The organism is Oxynema aestuarii AP17 (assembly GCF_012295525.1).
GTDB classification, from domain to species: Bacteria; Cyanobacteriota; Cyanobacteriia; order Cyanobacteriales; family Laspinemataceae; genus Oxynema; species Oxynema aestuarii.
The window spans coordinates 4,105,256-4,129,676 of sequence record NZ_CP051167.1 but is presented as its reverse complement, the minus strand read 5'-3'; the positions used below and the strand labels follow the sequence as shown (position 1 = coordinate 4,129,676).

Annotated in this window: 11 protein-coding genes; 6 read left to right on the top strand and 5 right to left on the bottom strand. The window is 52.0% G+C overall.

Annotation, left to right across the window (positions count from 1 at the left end):
• Window positions 1-99 precede the first annotated feature (99 nt).
• Window positions 100-984 (bottom strand): dTDP-4-dehydrorhamnose reductase, encoded by an 885-nt coding sequence (gene rfbD, locus HCG48_RS16695; RefSeq protein WP_168570168.1) that lies wholly within the window; start codon window positions 982-984, stop codon window positions 100-102.
• The gene (rfbC, locus tag HCG48_RS16690) at window positions 984-1,532 is read right to left on the bottom strand and encodes a dTDP-4-dehydrorhamnose 3,5-epimerase (protein ID WP_168570167.1); all 549 of its coding nucleotides are present in this window, start codon (window positions 1,530-1,532) and stop codon (window positions 984-986) included. The genes rfbD and rfbC overlap by 1 nt, the downstream gene beginning before the upstream one ends.
• Window positions 1,533-1,899: 367 nt before the next feature.
• Here rfbC and HCG48_RS16685 point away from each other — a divergent pair, with 367 nt between their 5' ends.
• Together HCG48_RS16685 and HCG48_RS16680 are read left to right on the top strand one after the other, a co-directional pair.
• Window positions 1,900-5,766, top strand: coding sequence for an ATP-binding protein (locus tag HCG48_RS16685; protein WP_168570166.1), 3,867 nt, complete (start codon window positions 1,900-1,902; stop codon window positions 5,764-5,766).
• Between the two features lie 40 nt (window positions 5,767-5,806).
• Window positions 5,807-9,676: an ATP-binding protein gene (locus HCG48_RS16680; RefSeq protein ID WP_168570165.1), complete on the top strand. Its 3,870-nt coding sequence runs from the start codon at window positions 5,807-5,809 to the stop codon at window positions 9,674-9,676.
• A gap of 235 nt (window positions 9,677-9,911) precedes the next feature.
• Here HCG48_RS16680 and HCG48_RS16675 read toward each other — a convergent pair whose 3' ends face one another.
• Together HCG48_RS16675 and HCG48_RS16670 are read right to left on the bottom strand one after the other, a co-directional pair.
• Window positions 9,912-12,461 carry a glycosyltransferase gene (locus HCG48_RS16675; RefSeq protein ID WP_168570164.1) on the bottom strand — a complete coding sequence of 850 codons (2,550 nt, stop codon included), beginning with the start codon at window positions 12,459-12,461 and terminating at the stop codon, window positions 9,912-9,914.
• 62 nt (window positions 12,462-12,523) lie between these two features.
• A complete protein-coding gene (locus HCG48_RS16670; RefSeq protein ID WP_168570163.1) occupies window positions 12,524-12,709 on the bottom strand; it encodes a hypothetical protein in 186 nt (61 codons plus the stop codon).
• A gap of 263 nt (window positions 12,710-12,972) precedes the next feature.
• Between HCG48_RS16670 and HCG48_RS16665 the strand changes: the two genes are divergently transcribed.
• The 3 genes from HCG48_RS16665 to HCG48_RS16655 all read left to right on the top strand — a co-directional run bounded on the left by HCG48_RS16665 (window position 12,973) and on the right by HCG48_RS16655 (window position 18,686).
• Entirely contained in the window at window positions 12,973-13,728 is a 756-nt protein-coding gene (locus HCG48_RS16665) for a peptidylprolyl isomerase (protein WP_168570162.1), read from the top strand.
• The gene (locus HCG48_RS16660) at window positions 13,725-16,694 is read left to right on the top strand and encodes a peptidase domain-containing ABC transporter (RefSeq protein ID WP_210437057.1); all 2,970 of its coding nucleotides are present in this window, start codon (window positions 13,725-13,727) and stop codon (window positions 16,692-16,694) included. Before HCG48_RS16665 ends, HCG48_RS16660 begins: the two co-directional genes overlap by 4 nt.
• Window positions 16,695-16,889: 195 nt before the next feature.
• Window positions 16,890-18,686 (top strand): beta-barrel domain-containing protein, encoded by a 1,797-nt coding sequence (locus HCG48_RS16655; protein WP_168570161.1) that lies wholly within the window; start codon window positions 16,890-16,892, stop codon window positions 18,684-18,686.
• A gap of 45 nt (window positions 18,687-18,731) precedes the next feature.
• Here HCG48_RS16655 and HCG48_RS16650 read toward each other — a convergent pair whose 3' ends face one another.
• Window positions 18,732-20,945, bottom strand: coding sequence for a tetratricopeptide repeat protein (locus tag HCG48_RS16650; protein ID WP_168570160.1), 2,214 nt, complete (start codon window positions 20,943-20,945; stop codon window positions 18,732-18,734).
• A gap of 1,027 nt (window positions 20,946-21,972) precedes the next feature.
• Between HCG48_RS16650 and HCG48_RS16645 the strand changes: the two genes are divergently transcribed.
• Window positions 21,973-23,937, top strand: coding sequence for a calcium-binding protein (locus tag HCG48_RS16645; RefSeq protein ID WP_168570159.1), 1,965 nt, complete (start codon window positions 21,973-21,975; stop codon window positions 23,935-23,937).
• Window positions 23,938-24,421 lie beyond the last annotated feature (484 nt).

The window sequence follows — 24,421 nt, the reverse complement described above, 5'->3', positions numbered from 1 at the left end:
AGGATGGAGGGCGATCGACTGAACTGATGCTATTGTAAAATCTTGACGGTAGGGAAAAAAGGTGGTTTGAACTCACGATCGCTGGGTAGACGAACGAACTCATTGAACCTTATTTCCAAAAACTGCAAAATTTTTGAGCATTTGTCTCAATCCTTGTCGCCAATGAGGCGGATAAGTTCCTAAAGCTGAGGCAATTTTTTGATTCGACAATACCGAATATGCCGGACGTTTTGCAGGGGTCGGATAGTCAGCCGTGGTAATCGGGGTGACGGATCGAACCTTGAGGGGAAAACCGAGGGTTTGGGCTTCTTCAAAGATGGCGATCGCGAAATCGTACCAACTCGCGACGCCGCTATTGGTGTAGTGATAGGTTCCGGCGGGAATTTGTTGTCGGACGATCGCCGCGATCGCCCCCGCTAAATCCCCGGTCCAGGTCGGGGATCCCACTTGGTCGCAAACGACGCGCAACTGTTCGCGATCGCCCCCCAACCGCAACATCGTTTTCACAAAATTGCCCGTCCCGCCGACACCGTAAACCCAGGCGGTTCGTAAAATAATCGCATCGCCGCCGATCTCGCGAATCGCCGTTTCTCCGGCTAATTTCGATTTCCCATAACTTCCCAAGGGATGGGTCGGGTCGGTTTCCCCATAGGGGTGACTTTGGCGTCCGTCGAACACGTAATCGGTGGACAGGTGAATGAATCTGGCGCCGATCTCGTCACAGACTTGCGCTAAAACACCCACTCCCGTCCCGTTAACACTCATCGCCAGATCCGGTTCGCTTTCCGCCTTGTCCACGGCGGTGTAGGCGGCGGCGTTGACGACCACATCGGGTTTGACGGTAGTGACGAGTTCGCGGATGCGATCGCCGTCGGTCAAATCGAGTTCGTGGCGACCGACGGCGACGATTTCCCCGACCGTCGGGAGGACGGTTTGTAATTCCTCCCCGAGTTGGCCCATTTTTCCAGTCATTAATAGTTTCATCAGGCAAACAAATCGGCTGCGTTCAGGGGTTTTCCGGCTTTATCTTTTTCCGAAAGAATGGGCGTTTCGCCGTGTAAGGGCCAGTCGATCGCCAGATCCGGGTCGTTCCAGAGGAGCGATCGCTCGTGTTGGGGGGCGTAGTAATCGGTGGTTTTGTAGAGAACTTCGGCGACATCGGACAACACGAGAAACCCGTGGGCAAATCCGGCAGGAATCCAGAATTGACGGTGATTTTCGCTGCTTAACACGCAACCGACCCACTGTCCGAACGTCGGCGAACTTTTGCGAATATCGACGGCGACATCAAAAATACTGCCCAGAACTACCCGCAGTAATTTTCCTTGAGTTTGTTCGATTTGGTAGTGCAAACCCCGTAAAACGTTTTTGCGCGATCGCGAGTGGTTATCTTGCACGAACTCCCCGGTAAATCCAGTTTTTTCGGCAAATTTGCGCTGGTTAAAACTTTCAAAGAAGAAACCGCGATCGTCGCCAAAAATTTTGGGTTCGAGGATCGCGACCTCGGGAATGGCAGTAGGAATGACGTTCATTGAAGTTTCTACAATCGGTGACGGGTCAACTGGGCAACAGTTGAGTATTCCAAGCATTAGCCAATCTATCAGAATTCAAGCCAACGGCATAGCGTCCCGGGCGATCGCGGTTCGTGTCGGGGGTGAATCGGGGGTTAGATCTCGGCGATCGTTGGCGTTACACTCAATGCAGGGTGGGGAAGTCAGGCTTTTCCAACGGATCGGTTGGCGATCGCCGATTCGGTTAGAGGGTTTTTACCGAGGTGAATTCGATAAAATTAAATCGTCAAACAAATATCTACCCTTTTCGGATCCAGAACCGTAAGGATTGAGGGGCGATCGCGCGCTGAATGGGATTATTTTATTTGATTTTTTACGAATTGCTTCTATGATTGTCAACCGAATTTATATGGCGCTGGCGAAACTTCCTAAAAAAGTCCCGATTCGCACGATCTTAATCGTTCCCTTCATCCTGCAAATTTTCGCTGTCGTCGGACTGACAGGTTATCTTTCCTTTCGCAACGGACAGCGATCGGTGGAAGAATTAGTCCACCAACTCAGCGATAAAATTACCGACAATATCGATCGCCATCTCCAAAACTATTTAACCACCCCTCACCTCCTCCACCGCGTCACCGCCGCCTCGGTCAGAAATGGAATTTTAGATATCGAAGATTTCGAGACGGTACGGCGACAATTTTGGTCGGAAATTCAGCTTTCCGATGCCGTTGACTATATTTATTTAGGCTATAAAAATGGCAACTTTATCGGCGTACAGAAATATCTCGACGGTCGCACGGTGGTCAAATTTCGCGATGAATCTACCGAACCCAATCGCGATATCTACCAACTCGACGATCGCGGAAATATTGAGGAATTTCTCAAATCTAGCCCCTACGATCCTCGCAGTCGCCCTTGGTACGAGACGACCTTACAAGAACGAAAACAAACCTGGAGTGAAGTTTATATTTCCGCCGATTTAGGGGTGTTACAAGTGACGCCGACCACGCCGATTTACGATCCGGACGGTAACTTAGTCGGCGTCCTCGGAACCAACTTGATTTTATCTCAGATCGGCGATTTTTTACAAGGTTTAGAAATCAGCGAATCGGGAATTGCGTTTATCGTCGAACCCGGTGGAGAAACGATCGCCAGTTCCACCGATGAATCTCCCTTTATCACGCCGGAAGAAGGAGAACCAAAAAGACTGTTAGCTGTCGAGTCTCAAAATCCCCTCATTCGCGAAAGTAGCGCCTACTTATTACAACATCTCCCCCCCCTCGATCGCCTCGACGAACCCGCCCATTTAACCTTTTCAATCGACGGTAAAAAACAACTGCTGCAAGTTTCCCCCTTAGACGACGATCTCGGCTTAAAATGGGCGATCGTCGTCGTCATTCCCGAAGCCGATTTTATGGCGAGAATTGCCGCCAATACCCGCACCACAATCGGGCTATGTTTGCTTTCTTTAGCGATTGCGATTCTCGTCGGAACTCGTACTGCTCGCTGGATTGTCAAACCGATTGAAAATCTCAATCATGCTGCTAAAAAATTGGCCAGTGGAGAATGGGAAGAAACCCCCGACTGCGATCGCACCGACGAACTCGGAGAATTAGCTTGTTCCTTCAATAAAATGGCGCGTCAACTGCGCGATTCTTTTGCATCTTTAGAAGCGAAAAATGCTCAACTCCAACACCTAGACAAACTCAAAGACGAATTTCTCGCCAACACCTCCCACGAACTGCGAACCCCCCTCAACGGAACCATCGGAATCGCCGAATCGATGCTCGACGGCGCCACCGGAGTACTCAGCGATTTACAGCGCAAAAACCTGTTAACGATCGCCCAAACCGGACGCCGTTTGGCAACCTTAATTAATGACATTCTCGACTTTTCCAAACTGCGCCATAAAAATATAGAACTGCAATTAAAACCGATCGGTCTTCGGGAAATAGTCGAAGTTGTTTTAAGCTTGAGCGTTCCGTTAATTAAACGCAAACATTTACAAATTATCAATAATATTCACGACGATTTACCTCCTATTTTGGCGGATGAAAACCGCTTGCAACAAATCTTTCATAACTTAATCGGTAATGCGATTAAATTTACCGATGCGGGAGTCGTCGAAATTTCTGCCACGGCGATCTCGCCAGAAACCCGTCCGGAGATCGGAGAATTTGGGGCGATCGAAATCACCGTTTCCGATACGGGAATTGGGATTGCTGAAGATAAAATCAATCGCATCTTTGAATCTTTCGAGCAAGCGGATGGGTCTACCGCACGCCAATATGGAGGAACGGGATTGGGATTGGCGGTGACCAAAAAATTAGTCGAACTCCACGGCGGTAAAATTCGGGTCGAATCGACATTTGGCGAAGGATCGCGCTTCACTTTTAGCTTACCCATCGCCGAAGGAGAAGCCGTTCCCCTAGAAGGAGATCGCCGTTCCGAATTATCTCAACTGACAACCTTATCTTGGTCGGAAGATGAAGTCGAAATCGAAGCTCTCAGTAGCGAGCAAAGCTTATCGCCAACTCCTTTAGATAACCAGCAAAAAATTAAAATTCTCATCGTCGATGACGAACCTGTCAACTTGCAAGTTCTGTCCAACTATTTATCTTTAGAAAACTACGCGATCGTCTCTGCATCCAACGGTGTAGAAGCTTTAACCTTAATTGAAAATGGGTTCGAACCGGATTTAGTCTTACTCGATTTGATGATGCCCAAAATGACGGGTTACGAAGTCTGTCAAAAATTGCGCGAGCATTTCCCCGCTACCGAGCTGCCGATTTTAATGCTCACTGCTAAAAATCAAGTCTCGGATCTGGTTCACGGTTTAGGGGTAGGAGCCAACGATTATTTAACAAAACCAATTTCTAAAAACGAACTGCTCGCCCGCATTAAAACTCACCTACAAATCGCCACAATTTCGATTGAAAATGCGAAATTATATTACGAACTCAGAGAAAGTGAAAGCCGCCTCAAACAGTTTTTAGAAGCTTTACCCGTGGGCATTTCAATTCTCGACAGTCGGGGGAAACCGTACTATATCAATCGAGTAGGGAAAGAATTACTCGGTCGCGGGGTTGTCGATGCGAGTTGGGAAGAAGTGAGCGAAGTTTATCAAAATTATATTGCCGGGAGCGATCGCCTGTACCCCATCGAACGATTGCCCGTAATTCGCGCTTTGCACGGCGAACAAACCACCGCCGACGATATCGAAATCCAACGGGGTGAAAAACGCATTCCAATTGAATCGTGGGGAACGCCAATTTTTGACGAAAAGGGCGAGGTTTCGTTTGCGATCGTCGCCTTCCAAGATATCACCGAACGCAAGCAGGCGGAAGAGGAACGGGAACGCTTTACCCAACAATTGGCAGCAGTGAATAAAGATTTAGAACAATCGTTAGAAGCGCAATTGGAACTTACCGATGCTTACGGACGCTTCGTTCCCCATGAATTTTTAGATTTATTGGGTCAACAGAGTATTGTCGATGTCGAATTGGGGGATTCCGTCGAACAAGAGATGTCAGTTTTATTCTCGGATATTCGGGATTTTACAACGATTTCCGAACGGCTGACCCCGGCAGAGAATTTTAAATTTCTCAACTCTTATTTAACCCGAATGGAAGGGGCGATCGCCGACCATCACGGCTTTATCGACAAATATATCGGCGATGCAATTATGGCCTTATTTAGTAGCAATGCCGACGAAGCCGTGCAAGCGGGGATTGCTATGTTGCGCCTGTTACAAGAGTACAATCAAGACCCGGAGCGATCGCACAATTCTCCCCTCAATATTGGCATCGGCATCAACACGGGAAACCTAATGCTCGGAACCGTCGGCGGTTCCAATCGGATGGACGGGACGGCGATCGGCGATGCGGTCAATTTAGCCTCGCGCATTGAAGGACTGACCAAAAATTACGGCGTCCAATTACTCATTTCCCACCATACCTTTCTCAAATTACGACATCCGACCGAATACGCCTTGCGCCTGCTCGATCGCGTCCAGGTCAAAGGCAAATCCAAATTTGTTTCCGTCTTTGAAATTTTCGAGGCGGATCCGCCAGAAATGAAAGAAAAGAAATTAGTCAATAAAACGGTCTTTGAAAAAGCCGTCTTGTTCTACCACTTCAACTGGTTTTATCAAGCAGCTCAAGGCTTCCAACAATACCTCGAATTAAATCCGGGCGATCGCGCCGCCGAGATTTACCTCGATCGCTGCGAGAAGCATTACGGCAACTTAAAATAAGAAAGCCGGAAGGTGCCTCCGGCTGAGTGCCAACTCCCTCATGTCCATCCATCGCCTTCAAAGCTTAGGGGTTCGACTGTCGCAAAAATTCTCGTTACGAACGGTATTCATCGTCCCCTTCGTCGTCCAAATTCTCGCGGCGGTGGGGCTGACCGGATATCTTTCCTATCGCAACGGACAGGAAGCGGTCGAAGATTTAGCCACCCAATTACGGGATGAAATCGTCAATCGCATCGAACAACGGCTCAACTCCCATTTAGCCACCCCTCATACGATCAACCAACTCAACCTCGACGCCGTCCGACTCGGCGAATTGCCCTTACCCGAGACCCGCAACCCGGAAAATGCCTTGCGACAGTTAGAACGGCATTTCTGGCGACAAATTCAAGTGTTCGACTCGGCGACCTATATCTATTTCGGCAGTCCTCAAGAGTACTTTAGTGGGGCCGAACGAGTCGGCGATGGCAGTTTTAACGTCGCCTCTTGGGAAGCCCGCCGGGGGAATGAATTTTACACCTACAGTACCGACGAGGAGGGGAATCGCGATCGCCTCGTCTCCGCCGTTCCCGGTTACGACCTGTTGACCCGTCCCTGGTACACCACCGCCGTCCGCGCCGGAAAAGCCACCTGGGGAGAAATTTACCTGTGGGCGGCCCCTTATGCCAATCTCGCCCTACCTGCAGTGCGTCCGATTTACGATCGCGCCGGACGCTTGCAAGGGGTGTTCGCCGTCGATATTTCCTTACTCGAAATCGGCCAATTTTTGCGAACCCTCGAAATCGGCAAAACCGGGCAGACCTTTATTATCGAACGGGACGGTCAGTTAGTCGCCTCCTCGACGCCGACGCCGCCGTTTACCACCACGGGCGATCGCGTCGAACGCCTGCAAGCCCGTCACAGCAGCGATCGCCTCGTCCGCGCCACCGCCCGTTTTTTAGACGATCGCGTCCCCAGCCTCGATCGCATCGAACAGCCGACACAATTTCGCTTCGACCTCGACGGCGAACCGCAATTAGTGCAAGTGGCGCCCTTTCACGACGAACGGGGACTCGACTGGTCGATTGTCGTCGTCATTCCCGAGTCCGACTTCATGGCCCGCATCCACGCCAACACCCGCACGACGATCGCTCTGTGTGCGGTCGCCTTAGTCGTGGCGATCGCGATCGGGATGGCCACCTCGCGCTGGGTTCTCGGTCCGATTTGGCGACTCAACGACGCCGCTAAAGCCCTCGCCGATAGCCATTGGGAGCAATCCCTCCCCGTCAACCGCGCCGACGAACTCGGAGAGTTGGCGCGATCGTTTCAACGCATGGCCGCCCAATTACAAGACTCCTTCGCCCACTTAGAAGCCAAAAACATCCAACTCCAACACCTCGACCAACTCAAAGACGAATTTCTCGCCAACACCTCCCACGAACTGCGAACCCCCCTCAACGGCACCATCGGCATCGCCGAATCGATGCTCGACGGCGCCACCGGAACCCTCACCGACTTACAGCGCAAAAACCTAATTACGATCGCCCAAACCGGGCGGCGGTTGGCCAATTTAATCAACGACATCCTCGATTTCTCCAAACTGCGCCACCAAAACATCGAACTGCAACTCAAACCCGTCGGCTTGCGCGAAATCGTCGAAGTCGTCCTCACCCTCAGTCAGACCCTCGTCGGCAAAAAACCCCTCAAATTAGTCAACGAGATTCCCGAAGACCTCCCCGCCGCCTGGGCCGACGAAAACCGTCTCCAGCAAATTCTCTACAACTTAGTCGGCAACGCGATCAAGTTTACCGATACCGGGGCCGTCACCCTGTCCGCCTGGGAAGTCCCGGACCGCCAACATCTGACCGTCGCCGTCAGCGATACGGGGATCGGCATCCCCCCCGATAAATTAGACCGCATTTTTGAATCCTTCGAGCAAGCCGACGGATCCACCGCCCGTCAGTACGGCGGAACGGGATTGGGACTGGCGATTACCAAGCAACTCGTCGAACTCCACGGCGGCGAAATCCAGGTCGAATCCACCGTCGGCGAAGGGTCCCGGTTCGCGTTTACCCTGCCGATTGCCGAAGATGCGGACCCGCAAATCGTTTCTTGCCAACAACGCCAGAGTTTGAGTGCGTCGGTGGTGTCTTCTTTGCGCGATCGCGAGGCATTCGATGAGATCGCCCCACCGGAACAGGACATCCCCGCCGATCCCGACGGCGCGATCGATTCGGAAAAAGTCAAACTTTTGATCGTCGATGACGAACCCGTTAATTTACAAGTTTTAGTCAACCACCTCTCCCTCGAAAATTACACGATCGCTTCCGCTTCTAACGGCTTGGAAGCCCTCGAAATCATCGAAAATGGTTTTGAACCCGATTTAGTGCTTCTCGATGTCATGATGCCCAAAATGACCGGGTATGAAGTCTGTCAAAAATTGCGCGAGCATTTCCCCTCAACCCAACTGCCCATTTTAATGCTCACCGCCAAAAATCAAGTTTCCGATCTCGTTCACGGTTTAGGGGTAGGGGCCAACGATTATTTAACCAAACCGATTTCTAAAAACGAACTGCTCGCCCGCATTAAAACCCACCTGCAAATCGCCACGATCTCGATTGAAAATGCGAAGTTATATTACGAACTCAGAGAAAGTGAAAGCCGTCTCAAACAGTTTTTAGAAGCCCTCCCCGTCGGCGTCGTCGTTCTCACCGGAGAAGGTCAGCCGTACTATATCAATCGGGTCGGGAAAGATTTACTCGGTCGCGGCGTCGTCAGCGAGGTCAATTCCGAGGGATTGGGTCAAGTTTATCAAATTTATATGGCCCGTAGCGATCGCCTTTATCCCTCGGAACAATTGCCCATGGTTCGTGCATTGCGTGGCGAGCGATCGACCAGCGACGATCTCGAAATTCATCGTTCGGACAAACGCATTCCGATCGAAGCGTGGGGAACGCCCATTTTTGACGATAAAGGAGACGTGACTTTTGCGATCGTTGCCTTCCAAGATATTACCGAACGGCGACAAGTCGAAGTCGAACGGGAACGATTTACCGAACAATTAGAGCAAGCCAATCTCAATTTAGAAGAAGCTTTAGAGGCAGAATTAGAATTAACCGAAGCTTACGGTAGATTCGTCCCCCATGAGTTTTTACATTTTCTCGGACACGAAACCATCGTCGAAGTTTCGTTAGGCGATGCCATCCAAAAAAATATGTCAATTTTGTTTTCGGATATTCGAGATTTTACCACAATCTCCGAACAATTGACCCCGGAAGACAGTTTTAAATTTATTAATGCTTATTTGAGTCGCATGGAATCGGCGATCGCCGACCACGATGGATTTATCGATAAATATATCGGCGATGCCATTATGGCCTTATTTAGCGGCAAGGCGGACGACGCTGTCAAGGCGGCGATCGCCATGTTAAATCGCTTGAAAGATTACAATCAGGAACGGCTACAACTCGGCGAAACTGCGGTTAAAATTGGCATCGGTATTAACACGGGTTCGATTATTTTAGGCACCGTCGGCGGCCAAAATCGCATGGAAGGGACCGCGATCGGCGATGCGGTCAATTTAGCCGCCAGAATCGAAGGATTGACTAAAAACTATGGCGTTTCTTTATTGATTTCCCATCAGACTTTTCTCGAATTAGAAGATGCCAATCAATACAGTTTACGCCTGATCGATTGTGTCAAAGTCAAAGGTAAATCGCAAACAGTTTCTGTTTTTGAAGTATTCGATGCCGATCCGGAAGATTTAAAAATGTCTAAATTAGAAACAAAAGGAACGTTTGAAAGTGGCGTGATTCTCTATCATTTAAAATCCTATAGCGAGGCGATCGTGAAGTTTGAACGCTGCTTACAAGTTGACGAAGGCGATCGCGTAGCCCGCATTTATTTAGAACGGTGTCGGACGCAAATCTTGTAGGTTATACAGCAGTTTTCGCTGTTGGGCGGTACATTTCGATCCCCCTAAATCCCCCTTTTTAAGGGGGATTTAGGGGGATTTTTAAGGGGGGTTGGGGGTATCTTTGCCTCTTGTACCTCATGACAGCGCGAATTGCTGTAATTAAATGGTAAGGTTGAGAGATTGCGATCGCCTCTCCAAATCAATAAGAACTATCTCCGGAAATGAAAGAACTGAAAACAGTAAAACCCTAATTTCAACTAAACAATTCAGGGACACGTTGGCGCAATTGTGCGTTTAACTCCGGTAGGCGATCGCGTAACGCTAAATACCACTGATGACGTTGCCGATAATGGAGACATTGTAAACGATGAGTTGCCACCCATTGATAAGCATTCCGTGCAATTGTTTGTCGCAATTGGCGATCGGCGATCGCCGCTTCTAACTTCTCTAAAAACTCCTGTTTGTCTCGATAAATCAACCCCGTTTCTCCATCGGCGATCGAAGCTTCGTAGACTGTCGGACTCCCTAAAACAGTCACCCCATGACCCGCACATTCAATGAATTTAAGATCTGATTTCATCTGATTAAACCGAGTCGGATTTAAAGGTAACCACGCCAGATCGCAACTTCTCATAATGGCTTGATACTCTTCATAACTCGACATCGGCTTAAATTGTTTTTTAGCGACCTCAATCGCCTCAAAAAATTGGCGATCGTAAATCACCCTAACCTCGACGCGATCGCCATATTTAGCCAACACTTGATTAAAAGACGCTATTAACGGTTGCCAATCTTCCTCCCGCCGAAAAGCCCCAAAAAAAATCCGCACGGTTTCGTCCTCCGGATAACGACGCGGTGGCGGTAAATAAGCCAATTGATTCGGGAAAACAGCCACATTGGGATTGTGTTGGCGTAAATAGTTTCCTAACGGTTCTGTTGAAGTTTGAACCCCATGACAACCGCGAAAATTGAGAAACTGATTATTCTCATATTCGGGACGATAAAGCGGGTCGTCATCGGTTTCGGCAATAATTAAATAATCGAGTTCGATCAGCTTTCTTAAAATAGGAAAATCTTGAGGATTACGCAAGATCGATCGCTGCCAAATAAAGACTTTTTCTTCATGGGGCAACCCCACATTTAACGGGGCAGATTTAACCGTTTGGAGGATACGAACGCCGGGAATCGTGCGGGTAAACGCATCGGGTTCTAAGACGCGAACGCGATAAACGGGCCAAGACCCCATCATATTGGTTTGAACGAGCAATCGTCGCGGTGGTGTCGCCGATTTTTGAGCGCGAATCAGGTAAGTTTCGGTAGCACTTTGGCTGGCGAATGTTGCCGGATCGATCGCCAACTTTTGCAAGAGAGGGGCGATCGTTTTTTGAAAGGCTTGAAAGTCCGGATTTTCGCCATCGTTGTTCAGATTTTGAACTTCGTAGATATGCAATCCAGCTTTGTCGAAAAGTTCCTGAATTTTATCGATGGTAAACAAGCGAATATCGTCAAAAAAAACAGAATTTGACCGATCGCCCGACGGTTGTCCCCGTAACAGTTCGAGAATTCGCCGCCAATACTGCACGTTGGGAATCCGGGCGAGAACTTGTCCGTTTTCGTTCAACCAATCGGCGTGTTGTTTGAGAATATTTAGGGGATTTTCGAGAGAGGAAAGGCGATCGTTATAAATAATGCAATCGACGGAGTTATCGGCGATCGCCACCGTCGCCGGATCGAGAGTTTCTAGATCGCCAAAAATGACGCGATCGAGGCTTTCTGTGGCAGCGATCGCCCGTTCGGAGTCAGTTTCGATGCCGATATATTCCCCGTGGGGATTGAGTTGTTTGTAATGCTTTCCAGATCGTCCGCGATCGCAGCCAATTTCGACAATTCGTTTGGCATCTAACGGAACGAACTTAAATAAAGGATCGTTTAATTGAACAGTTGTTGCAGTTTCTGAAATCTCGTCAGTAGCCGGGGCGCGATCGCCGGAATTTGAAGGAGATGGAGTCGGTTTATTTTGTTCGCGATCGAGCCATTTCTTGAGGATATTTTTACCAAAGCTTTGCATTTGTTTGGCGGCGATCGCCTCGGGGTCGAAGCCAAGTTGTTGTAACTGGTTTTGATGTTTATCAACCAAATAGCGAATAATTTTTTGTTTATTTTCAATGCCACCTTGTAAGTTAAAATGATCGGAGACACTATCGAGGCGTAAATTATAAAAGAGTTTAGTATGGGGAACTTTAAAGCCTTCAAAGCCTTGTAAAGCCATCGATAGAAATAAGCCATAATCTTCCATCGGCTGGCAGTGGCGATCGAAACCGCCCGCCCGGGTAAAGGCATCGCGGGTAAACAGAGATCCCATATCCATACACGGACCGAGGGTGAGCCGTTTCAAAGACCAATCGGAAACAGTGATTTCTCGATTTAAGCGACCGAAGTAAATAATTTTTTCGCAGTAAATAGGAGAATAATTTTCGCCGAGATCTTCGGCAGTTGTAACTAATTTTTCGATATAGTCTTCCGGAAAATAGTTATCGCAATCGAGAGGAAGAATATATTTTCCCGTGGCGTGGGCGATCGCCTGATTGCGGGCTTGGGCGGGGCCTTGATTGACGGCGGATTGGAGTAAGGTAAAGTCGAAGTCTTTTTGAAGTTGCTGGAGTAACTCAAAGCTGCCATCGGTGGAGCGATCGTCAATAATAATATGTTCGATATTTTGATAAGTAGATTGTTTGACGCAAGCGAGGGCGCGTTCGATAAAAGCACTCCCGTTGTAGCAAGGGGTAATAATGCTAACTTTCATGGAATTTTAGAATTTAGATTGTAGATGGAGCGGGTAACGCTGCCGTGGTCACTGTCGTCACTTCAAACGTCTAACTCCCGACTGGCGATCGCCCATTCCCGTTCCCAAAATCCGGATTTCAGGGAAAAACGCTTGAAAAAATGGCGCAATTGCGAAATATTAGTTTGTTTCTTGAAAGCACACTCTAGAACGGGTTTGCCGCCAGGAGACCAACGAAACTTCTCTTGCTTGAGTCTCGTCGGTTGCATCTGATACCTTGTTGTGAACCTATGTCATATTGAGTGCCAAAAGCGAGGAAGCGCGGGGGAAGTTCTGGAACCTTTGCAGGTAGGGAACGACCCAACAGCGACTCTCGAAGGGCGATCGCCGTGCCAAATCGTGAGGTAGCTTATCATGGAAAGCAACAAATCTGAGGGTGTAACGGGGGTCGAGTGCGCGAGAAGGCGAATATTTTCCCACCGCCAACACAACATTAGAGTAGTAAGCGTGGTGGTTTTAAGGAAGCTGTGAAATGAGTGACGTTTTGAAAGTTGGCAACCGATCGATTAAAGCCCAGGAAATTCCGGCTTTGCTGAAACGATATGACTTAATGCCGCAATTTTTGCGCGGGATTGCGATTGACGAGGCGATCGCCGACTTTTCTTGTAGCGACGAAGAACGGCTCAGAGCCTTAGAAGATCTAGCCGTAGAACACCAACTGACCTCCCCCGAAGCCCGTCAAGCGTGGCTCGACAGCCAAGGACTGACAGAAAAAGAAATGGAAGCCATGGCGGTTCGCAAAATTGCGATCGAGAAATTCAAAACCGCCACCTGGGGGCCGAAAGTTGAAAACTATTTTATGGCGCGCAAAACCTTTCTCGACCAAGTCTTCTACTCCTTGATTCGGACCAAAGACTTTGGCGTCGCTCAAGAAGTCTACTTTCGCATCCAAGAAAACGAGCAAACCTTTGCCGATGCGGCTCGGGAATATTCCCAAGGACCCGAAGCGCGCACGGGAGGCTTACTCGGTCCGGTACCCATCTCCCAACCCCACCCCCTGATTGGTAAACTTTTATCGATCTCCCAGCCGGGACAACTGTGGCCGCCGCGACCCCTCGCCGAATGGTTTGTCATCGTTCGCCTGGAAAAATTCATTCCGGCTAAACTCGACAACGACATGCGGCGACGCTTGATCGACGAAATGTTTGAAACCTGGTTGCGAGAACAGGTTCAAAATCTCAACAGCTCCTTGCAGTCTCTCGGGTTAAGCGCAGCGTCTCAATCATGACCTCAACTGTTTCTCCCTCTGAAATTTCGGCCTTTTTAGCTCAAACCCCCCCATTCGATCGCCTCGGCGTCGATAGTCTCAAAGCGCTAGCCTCCAAATGTCAACTGTTGCGCTACCGTACCGGACAACCGATCTACGAGCGGGATAAAATGCCCGCCCAGCTCGTCATTCTTTACGAAGGACAGGCGCGCATCCTCGGCTACGACCCCTACAAACAATCCCTAGCCAGTTTGCGTTTGGCCCAATCGGGAGAAGTCCTGGGATGGACCGCCTTAGTTCGGGGAACCGCGTGCGAGACCGTCATCGCCTCCACCGAAACGATCGCGATCGTCATTCCGAGCCACGAATTCGTCCACTATATCGGCAACGAACCGGGGTTTGGCGAAGCCTTCGAGCAACGGGCCTCGGAGATCGAAATCTTCGAGCTGCTCGCCCTCGAACTGCAACGGCAAGCCAACGCCACCGCCAACCTCAAAGACCTCACCTTCAAACTCCTCCCGGACGCGCGCATCGTCAACATTCCCAAAGGACGCAGCAGCAAACCCGCGATCGATCCGAACTGGCTGTGGATCGTCAGTCGCGGCAGCGTCGGCGAAGTCGAAGTCGGTAACCGCCTCAATCCCGACGCCCTCGGTTCCAAAATCCAAAGCGACACGGGCGCCCGCTTGCTGGGACTGCCCCCCTTCGATCTCGCCGCCAGTCCCACAGACCGCGCCGGAACCTTAACCCCCCTCGACGCCGAAGACACGGCAACCATTCCCTACGCCCCCCCCAAACCGCCCGAACCGGAACCCGACCCCAACGCCCCCCCGCCGAAATTTCCCTTCGTGCGCGGACGCGGGCCGATTAACGCCCCCGTCGCCTGTTTCGAGATGCTCGCCAAATACTTCGCCATCCCCTTTCGTCGGGATCCGGTCAAGCGAGTTCTCGAAAACCAAATTCGCACTCAAGGCACCTTAAGCTTGCAATCGTGCGGCTCCGTCGGCGCCATGATCGGGCTCAACGGCCAAATGGTCAGCGTGCCCGCCAACCTCATCACCCGGCTCAAAGCCCCGGCGATGGTGCGCTGGCAAGACAGTTTTGCCGTTTTATTTGCCATCTCCCCCAAACAACTGACCGTTGCCATCCCCGAAAAAGGGATCGTCCGCAAAAAACCGGAAGAATTTACCGAAATTTGGGGCGCCGAAGGCCAAGTCCTGCTGTTGCAGCGCGGTTCGACCGATCGCCAGGAAAACTTTAACTTCTGGTGGTTCCTCCCCGAACTGCTCAAATACAAAGGCATCCTCGTCCAAGTCTTTATCGCCTCCTTCTTCGTCCAACTGTTCGGCTTGGCCAATCCCCTGCTCACCCAGGTGATTATCGATAAAGTCATCGGTCAAAACAGTCTCGACACCCTCGACGTGTTGGGAGTGTTGATGGTCGGCGTCGCCTTCTTTGAAGCGGCCCTAACCGGACTGCGAACGTACCTGTTTGTCGATACCACCAACCGCCTCGATTTGAGCTTGGGGTCCCAAGTCATCGACCACCTGCTGCGCCTGCCCCTGCGCTACTTCGACCAGCGCCGGGTCGGCGAACTCGCCGGACGGGTCGGCGAACTCGAACGGATTCGCCAATTCCTCACCGGAACCGCCCTCACCGTCGTCCTCGACGCCATCTTCTCGGTGATTTACATCGCCGTGATGCTCTCCTACAGCTTGTTGATGACCGCCGTAGCGTTGGCGACGGTCCCGTTATTCACCTTGCTGATCGCGATCGTCTCTCCCATCGTCCAACGACTGCTGCGACGGCGCGCCGAACGCTACGCCGACACCCAGTCCTACTTGGTCGAAGTCCTCGGCGGCATTCAAACGGTCAAAGCCCAAAACATCGAACTCAAATCCCGATGGAATTGGTACGATCGCTACGCCCGCTACATCAGCGCCGGATTCAAAACCGTTCAAACCTCCACCACCGCCAGTTCGATCAGTAATTTTCTCAACAAACTCTCCGGCTTGTTCCTCTTGTGGGTCGGGGCGCACCTGGTGTTGAGCAATCCGCCGCAAATGACCTTGGGTCAATTGATCGCCTTCCGGATTATCGCCTCCAACGTCACCGGATCCCTGCTGCGCTTCGTGCAAGTGTGGCAGACCTTCCAAGAAACTGCGATGTCCGTGGAACGACTGCGCGACATCCTCGAAGCCAAGCCGGAAGCGGACGAGAGCGATCGCCTCAACATCCCCTTACCGGACATTCAAGGGCGGGTCAAATTTGAAGATATTTCCTTCAGTTTCCCCGGCAGCCAAAGCCTGCAACTGCTCAATGTCAACTTAGAATTTGAAGCCGGGAGTTTCGTCGGGATCGTCGGTTTGAGCGGTTCGGGTAAAAGTACCTTGATGAAACTGCTCCAACGCCTGTACGAACCCAAAGGCGGACGCATTTTAATCGACGGTTACGATATCAATAAGGTCGAACTCTACTCGGTTCGCCGTCAGATCGGGGTCGTCTTGCAAGATACCTTGCTGTTTAACGGCACCGTCCGCGACAATATCGCCCTCACCAATCCCGACGCCACCGACGAACAGATCGTCGAAGCCGCCAAAGTCGCCGTCGCCCACGATTTCATCATGGATTTAGCGAACGGCTACAACACCGTAGTCGGGGAAAAAGGTTCGGCCCTGTCCGGGGGGCAACGCCAACGGATCGCGATCGCCCGTACCGTCCTCCAAAATCCCCGCTTGTTGATTCTCGACGAAGCCACCAGCGCCCTCGACTACAACTCGGAATCCCAGGTCAGCCGCAACCTCGCCGAAGCCTTCGCGGGTCGCACGGTGTTCTTCATCACCCACCGCCTGACCACGGTCAAAAATGCAGATGCGATCGTGATGATGGATCGCGGTTCCGTGGTCGAAGAAGGGAGCCACGACGAACTGATGGCGCTCAAAGGTCGGTATTATGCTCTTTACCAGCAGCAAGAGTCTCAGTTGTAAGGGAACGAACCGCCCCCCGGAGGCGATCGTTTCAATAGAGGGCAACCTAGGGCAACCTAGAACCAAGAGGCCGCCCGTCGGCTCGACCCTCGCGGCTCATTTCTGCCCGATCGCCCCTACCCTTGGCAGCGACGACCTCGGACTCCCCTCTCCTCCCCCGACTTACCACGAGCGACAGCAAGGAGCTTTGGACTCATGACTCAGGACACATTCAAACCCGCTTCCCCCCCAGTCTTCGATCGCCCGGTCATCTTGGAGCGATCGCCCATCTGGGCCAGTATTATCATCTGGTTGATTCTGGGTATGACCACGGCTGGGATTACTTGGGCCGCTTGGGCGAAAGTCGAACAAGTCATCCCCACCACTGGAAAACTCGAACCCCAAGGTTCGGTGGTCGATGTCAAAGCCCCCACCGGAGGGGTCGTCCGTCAGATCCACGTCGAAGGCGGACAACTCGTTAAAAAGGGCGACCTCCTGATTACCTTCGACCCCACAGCCCCGGAAGCCGATGTCGAATCCCTCAAAGAATTGCGCGAATCCCTGATGCGGGAAAACCAATTCTTTACCACCGCCCTCAACGGTCAAACCGTCGGCCCGGTCGGTTCCGACCTCGAATCGCTCACCCGCTTGCGCGCTAACTTGCTCTCGGAAAATCAGTTTCTCCAAGCTCAGGTCGGTGGCGTGGCGACGGCGGGCGGCGGCGATGATTTCGATCGCAACCAAGAACAACTCCTCGCCGCCAGTCGGAGCGAGTTTAACAGCCGCGTAGCTGCCGCCAGCTTGCAAGTTCAGGAATTGCGCGAGCAACTCCAACAGGTCGAAGCCCAACTTCCCACAGCCCGCGAACAACTGCGCATCGCCCGCGACCAATTGGAACGCGCCCGCGATCGCGTCTTCCAAAGCCAGGAACGGGTCAGAAAAGCCGAGGAACAAGTCCGCCAGTCTCAAGACCAAATTCCGACCGCTCGGGAGCAATTGAGAACGGCAGAAGACTCCCTGCAACTCAATATCGAAATCCGCGATCGCATTCAACCCCTCGTCGAAGAAGGCGCCCTATCTCAACTTCAATTCGACCGCCAACAACAAGAAGTCTTGCGCGGTCAAGCAGAGGTCGAGCGACTCAAAGCCGAACTGCTCAACCGCCGCAACGAAGTCACCGCCCGCGAAGCGGAAGTCTTAAATCGCGAGAATGAAGTGCAACAACAACGCGCCGACGTCCTCAGTCGCGAAAACGAACTCGAAGCGCGCAAATCGGAAATTTCCCGCCTCGAAAACGAACGCGATCGCCTCCGGGTGGCGATCGATCGCGCCAGTCAACAACGCGACAACACCGCCGCCCTCTCCCAAAAAGATATCCTGACCAAAATTGCCGAAAACCAAAAACGGATTTCGGAAATTAACGCCCAACTCAGTCGCTCGAAACTGGAAAATCAAAAACAAATTGCTCGCATCGACGGTCAACTCGCCCGCGCCCAACAACAGTTGCAATATCAAGAATTGCGCGCCCCGGTCACGGGATACGTCTTCGACCTCGAACCGAATGCGGAAGGCTACGTCGCCACCGAACGCGACCCCAATCCCTTATTAAAAATCGTTCCCGATTCCCAATTAGAAGCTTCGGTTTACATCAAAAACCAGGACATCGCTTTAGTCTTAGAAGCCCTTCGCAAACGCAAAGAATCTGGGGAAAAAGGCGTCCCGGTAGAAATCAATATCGAAGCGTTCCCCGCTACAGAATTCGGCAAGGTTGAAGGCATTTTAACCTCGATCGGTTCCGATGCGTTGGCGCCGACTCAAGAACGCCCCTATTACGCTTTCCCGGCGACGATCGAACTCAACAGCCAACAGTTTATCTTGCAGAACAATCTACAAATTAGCCTGCAATCGGGGATGGCGGTCAATGCCAATATTAGGATCGGCGATCGCACGGTTTTACAGATCTTCTTAAACCGTCTGACCCGCAAGACCAACAGCTTGGAAACGGTCAAATAAACGAACCTTTCACCACCCTTTCCCTAGGGTCGCTCGTCGGCGACCCTATCGTGCTATTTTGAACAACATCTCGTATAAGTCCCGGGCAAATTTTTCCGGGTTCCACAACGGCGAAAGGGTTTCGGGTTGGCGCGATCGCCTCAATTTTTGTCGAATTTCCGCTCTCAATTCCCGATCGCTGCCTAATTTAATCCCCCAGTCAATATAATCTTCCCAAGTTGGCGAAATTCCCGCCTCAATTCCCAACGTTTTGAGGAACGAATACGCCATCCGCGATAAAAATTGTTCCCCCACTCTCGTCACTACGGGCAACTCGAAATATAACGCTTCTAAGTTATGCGTCCCGCCATTATAAGGATAAGAATCGAGCAAGACATCGACGGTTTTATAAATAGCTCGATGGGCTTCTTCCGTCTCGGTTTGCGGTAAAAACTGCACGCGATCGCGCTCCACGCGATGGCGATCGCACCCTTCTCCATACGCTTCTTGAATAATCTCTAAATCCCCTTGACCTTTGTGCAGTAAAATGCTATGGGGAACCTGTTTTAAAATCTGAATTTGGGCATCGACCAGGGCGCGATCGAGTTTCTTTCCCGGAGCGACACATAAATAAACGAGGCGATCGCCCCACGGTCTCGATTCGGCGAACCCTCGGGCCTCGAATCCGCCGACAGCCATAAAACAAGCGGGCATTCGTAACAACTTCTCAGGATAATCGCGCTCCGCTCCGGCGGGATGAGTGTGCCAATCGGCTAAAAAATAATGGCGATCGTCTAAATAAGGGGCGTCAAACCCCAACCAAGACAGACAAATCGGTGCCGGACGGCGATACAAAATTTCGGGATGGACGCTGACCGTAGACGAATCTAAATCGATTAAAATATCTAATCGATCGCGGCGCATTTCATCGAAAATTTCGGCAATGACTGCCTCTCCCCGTCGAGAGGGTTGGTAAAATTTGGCCGCGAACTGTTGAAACTCCCGGGTGAGGTCGTCCCCCGCCACAGCTTGAGAACTATATAAATACAAGTCGGGACAGATGCGCGACAACGCCCGCAAAACATCTCGACTGCACCACCCGACGGAATGACGCCGGAAATGAGCGGACAGGCAGCCAATTTTTAAAGGGGCGGGCCGCGCGTTCGCCCGCTTCGCCGTCGCTACAGGTTCCTGGAGTTGACGGTCGAGAACCCCACGGACACGATCGCCCATGAAAGTCGCCAGTCGGCTATTGGCGCCGCGATCGTCGCGCAGGTGCGGCAGGCAAAACAAGACCTGACTATAAAGATTTCTGATGAAGCGATCGGGTAATCGACCCAGATTTTGATAAATTTCTGTTTCCAGTTCGCCCAGTTGGGCTTGAGCCTCGGGGATCGTCCCGGAGTAGAGATGGACGGAAACCGACCCGACCAGGGCCAGCGATCGCCACGACGGAGGACACAGGCGCAGGTAGGCGGCGGCGATCTCGCGCAGCAAGCTAAAAGAAGCGGATTGCGGCTGGGGAGAAATGACCGTACCCAAGAGCATTTCGTGAGCTTCGGCGAACTCGGGAGCGAGCTTTACGGCATCGAGAAGGGCCTCGAACCGTTGCCGACTGAGGTGGGGATCGGCGCTGGCATCCCCTCGGCGCAGTTGGGCGTCGAGGGCTTTGGCGAGGTTGTAGGCGATCCCGGCAGACTGGGGCTGGAGGGCGCGGGCGCGGCGCAATGCAGCAACGGCCCGATCGCCCCGTCCGGCTTGCAACCAAGCGATCCCCAGATTGGAATGGGCTTCGGCAGACTGGGGCTGGAGGGCGATCGCCCGTTGGTAGGCGCAAATGGCGGCATCGAGGCGACCGCTTGCGAGTAAGGCATTGCCGAGTTTGAAGGCGCGATCGCCCCCAGTTCCCCGGAGTGGGAGTTGGAGGGCTTGTTGCCAAGCGTCCAAGGCGCGATCGTAAGCTCTCGTGGCGGCGTCGGGGCGATCGAGGGCGTCGAGGGCTATTGCTAAGGTGTGGTAGAGTTCGGCTCGATTGGGGTCTCGTTTGAGGGCTTGTTGACAGGTGGCGATCGCCTCGGGGTACTGTCCCGCGTCGAGATACACGGCGGCGAGATGGGGATAAATCTCGCCCGGATCGCCAGTGTGGGTTAAAGCTCGGCGATAGCAGGCGATCGCCGCGTCCCAATTTTCTTGCCGTTGGAATTGTTCTGCCCGTTCGAGATCGGCGATCGCCCGGTCCGATGCGATCTCGACCCCCACACCCGTTTGATTTATCCTCATTCTCAAACTGATAAGCGGATTAAATTGAAGCTAGGGTGGCGATCGTCCCGGGAAACTCGATCGTTTCGTGACCTGCGATCGCCCCGTGGTTGAGAAGGCAAATCCTTCACAAAATTTTTGACAAAAGCGGCGATCTCGATGGGACGAACCCGGTCAAAACCCATAAAAATACCGAGCTAGTCCGACGGAACTTTGTTCGGATTTGCCAAGTCTGGACAGGAATAGGTTAATAGTCAATAGCTAAAGGATTGCAAGCTTGTCAATCAAGGGAACTCAGGCCGCGAAACTAAAGACTAGGCACGGTAGTCCTCACCCCAGTAATTGTCAATACGAAATTACCCGAGAATGACCAAAGCGTCAAAGACCAGGACAAAAGGCTTTAGAATCTTGCCAGACTAGACATTAGCCCTCAATTGGGCTAGACTTGCTGCTGGCAGAAAGACCAGACGTGTCAACTTATTAGACAAACTTTGGAGTTATCCAACTACGGTAAGGCAGACCGGAAGTAACGCTTGGGGAGAAAAGTCACTCTGGATTGACGCTCGATAGAGACGGAAAGTCAGAGGGCTCGTTGAGCCAAGAATCCCTGCACCTTTGGGTTGGGGAGTGTCAAGCAAGCACGAAACCTGGCTATGGCTTTTCGGCAGTTCCGTGAGGGTGCATTGGGCATCGGCGCGGTTCTGGCGATCGCAACCCAATCGCCAGCGCGAATCTTGGGATAACAAAGCGCAAAGGAGCGCACCCGTCAGGGTGGTGAGCGCGATCGTAGATCGATCTGAGTTCACGCCATTCGCTAACCAAATTAGGGAAAGAAATCCCGTATCCCGATCGCTTTTTCATCCCGGCACTATACTTTATTAAAGTAAGGGAAGCGCGCGTTCGGGTTCAAAAGCCTAAACCATGCGTCTCGCGGTTTCCTTTGCTAGCTGCTGCAGCAGACTAGACAACGACGACACGAAACAGATGAGGAGTGGAACTCTGAATGGTTAGAATCCTGACTGATTTCAACGATACACTAGATCTTACAGTGGGTCCCGAGCGTGGACCCGACACCGTTTTGGGTCTCAACGGGAGTGACATTCTCACCAGCGACACCCTCAATGGTGGGAGCATCATTTTTGGAAACAGAGATAATGACTCGTTAACCGGAGCTGGAGTCGGCGATACGGTCTATGCCGGACAAGACAACGACCAAATTCGCAGTCTGGGTGGCTCCAGTTTATTCTTCGGCGATTTAGGAGACGATTATTTTGAATCCGTCGGTACCCAAGGCAACGACACCGTCTTTGGGGGCGACATCGACGGAACCGACGAAGGAAACGATATTTTCAACTTCGGTAACGGTGGAGGCAGCAACCTCGGTCTGGGCAACAAAGGCGATGACTTCCTGAGTGGGTCTGGATTCGGAGAAGATAGCCTCTACGGCGGTCAGGGAGACGATACCGTCCAAGTTGTGGAACTGTCGTCGTTTGGTGGTACGGGGATTGGCTTCGGCGGACAAGACGACTTCGTTCCCGAAGCCACGTCCTTGCCGAATAACCGTGACTTGCTGCCCGACGTGCGTCCCGGTGGTGGCGGCGGCGCGATCGGCGATGACACTGTTGTTGTTGTAGATCCCGACCCCATATCCCCTGCTCCCCTCAACCCCGGACGTAACTATCTCGTCGGCGACCTGGGCGATGACTTAGTAATCGGTTTGGGCGATCGCGACAGCCTCTGGGGCCACGTAGGGCAAGACAGCCTGCTCATGCTCGGTAGCATTGCCGGACGAGAAGACGCGGATCCGTTGGACAACTCTGGTACGCTCAACGGCGTCCCCCAAGCTAACTGGATGGATGGTGGCGACGGCAACGACAGCTTAGTCGCTTTCGGCGGTCTGCGCGGACGGCAAACCCTATGGGGTGGCGAAGGTGACGACACCATTAAAAACTACGGCGTTCAAGGCTTGGTCTTCGGTAACGAAGGCAACGACTCGATTGACGTCACCAACTTCGGTTTGACCTTGGGACGCAACACCGTCTACGGCGGTAAAGGAGAAGACACGATCGTCTCTGGCGGTACCAACCTGGTCTATGGAGACAAAGGTAGCGACACCCTCATCAGTATCGGTAACAACGACACCCTCTACGGTGACAACGACACCGCCGGAACGGCTGCCGGAAATGACTTCATTACCGCAGCAGGAGCCACCAGCCGTCTGTTCGGTAACGAAGGCAACGATAGCCTCATCACGGCAGGAGCGGACGCCACCCTCGATGGCGGTGCGGGTGCCGACAGCCTCAGCGCCGCAGGTGAAAATTCCTGGCTCACGGGTCAAGATGGTAACGATAGCCTCGTGGCCTCTGGCTCCAACAGCACCTTAATCGGTGGTGACGGCAACGACTCCTTGTTCGCTACCGAAGGAACCACTGGAATGTCCTTGCTCGGTGGTGAAGGCGACGACCGCTTAATCTCCAACTCCAACACCGACACCCTCATCGGCGGTGCGGGTAACGACGTTATCGTCGGTAGTAAAGAAGCCGATACCTTACGTGCTGACGGCCCCGGTAACGACACCCTCGAAGGTTTCCTCGGTGCTGACAGCTTGATCGGAACCCGTGGCTCTTTCGATGCCTTTGTTTACCAAAGCGCCTCTACAGACGAATTGAACGATACGATTACCTCGTTCGATACGGGAATCGATAAGATTCATCTGGATGCCAGTGACTTCTTCGGAGGTGCCGGACAAGCCACTGCCGGACAACCGTTACGGATTAACCTCGACTTCTTCCCCGAACAAACCCAATCGGGTTACTCGGGTACCTTTACCAGTTCCTTCACCGGAGCGGATACCCCGGCCATCGTATTCGACGCTCAGGATTCTGGCGGTATCCTCTACTACGACCCGAGCGGTGCGGCTCCTGCGGCTGGAGGCGCGGCAACCAGCGACCTCGTGACGATCGCCGTCATCCGCGAAGGTACGGTCAACGCCAACGATATCGTGTTGTTCTAATCACTTCGCGTTTCGTGAGCTAACTCGTTAGCTCGATCGTCAAAAAGCCAGGGATTTTAGTCCCTGGCTTTTTTATTGGGTGGGTAGGACTGCTTGCTATAGATTGCGCTACCGTTTCTCGCATTTTTTGCATCAAAAAATAACTAAAAATCCATATAGCATTTTCCTCTGCTATGCAAGACATTTAGATCCCCCTAAATCCCCCTTAAAAAGGGGGACTTTCCTCGTTCCCCCCAAAATCCCTCCTTCGCCCCCCTTTCAAAGGGGGGTTGGGGGGATAGGGGGATCGTTTTCCTTTGCGCCAATCCCATGGCGAGATCTTTCCTCGTTCCCCCCAAAATCCCTCCTTCGCCCCCCTTTGAAAGGAGGGTTGGGGGGATAGGGAGATCGGCACTGTACCCGATCGGATCCCCCGAGTGCTGTATAGCTTAAAAATAAATTTTAGAGTTTCCCAAATAAGATTTTTTACTCAGGGAAAATACGG